The organism is Streptomyces sp. NPDC048255 (assembly GCF_040652415.1).
Classification (GTDB): Bacteria; Actinomycetota; Actinomycetes; order Streptomycetales; family Streptomycetaceae; genus Streptomyces.
Genome location: NZ_JBEZMA010000164.1, coordinates 1 through 1,024, shown reverse-complemented (window position 1 = coordinate 1,024; position 1,024 = coordinate 1). Strand labels below are relative to the sequence as shown.

At 69.8% G+C, this 1,024-nt stretch carries 1 protein-coding gene; it reads left to right on the top strand.

What is annotated here, in order from left to right:
- Window positions 1-1,024: class I tRNA ligase family protein (locus AB0D94_RS37965; protein ID WP_362062587.1), on the top strand; the 1,024-nt coding region annotated here is incomplete at both ends.

Below are 1,024 nucleotides of genomic sequence, written 5' to 3'. Positions count from 1 at the left end.
GTCCGCGCATCCGGGCGAGGCCTTCGAAGGCCTGCGCCTGCGCCATCCGTTCTACGCCGACCGCGAAATCCCGGTGCTGCTGGGCGACCACGTCACCACCGACGCCGGCACCGGCGCGGTGCATACCGCGCCCGGCCACGGCCAGGAGGACTACGCGGTCTCGCTCAAGTACGGCCTGATCGCGCGCTACAACGCCGCCCAGATCAACCCGGTCGACGCGCGCGGCTTGTACCTGCCGTCGACGCCGGCGGCGGGCGAGCACGTGCTGGCCGGCAAGCACATCTTCAAGAGCGACGAGCTGCTGCTGCAGATCCTGCGCGAGAACGGCGCGCTGCTGGCGCGCGGCAGGATCAAGCACAGCTATCCGCATTGCTGGCGGCACAAGACGCCGGTGGTGTTCCGCGCCACCCCGCAGTGGTTCATCTCGATGGAGCAGGCCGGGCTGCGCCGCGACGCGCTGGCCGCGATCCCGGGCGTGACCTGGATCCCGGGCTGGGGCGAGTCGCGCATCTACAACATGATCGAGAGCCGTCCGGACTGGACGATTTCGCGCCAGCGCTACTGGGGCGTGCCGATCGCGCTGTTCTTCCATCGCGAGACCGGCCAGCCGCATGCGCGCACGGTCGAGATCATGCGCCAGGTCGCCGACGCGGTGGAGCGCGAGGGCGTGGACGCGTGGTACGCGATGACCGCTGAGCAGTTGCTGGGCGACGAGGCCGGCGACTACGAGAAGGTCACCGACATTCTCGATGTCTGGTTCGACTCCGGCGCCAGCCACGAATGCGTGCTCGCGCAGCGTCCGCAGGACGGCCTGCGCAAGCCGGCCGACCTGTACCTGGAAGGCTCCGACCAGCACCGCGGCTGGTTCCACAGCGCGCTGCTGACCGGCGTGGCGATGGACGGCGTGGCGCCGTACCGGCAGGTGCTGACCCACGGCTTCACCGTCGACGAGCAGGGCAAGAAGCAGTCCAAGTCGCTCGGCAACGTGGTGGTGCCGCAGAAGGTCATCGACGCGATGGGCGCG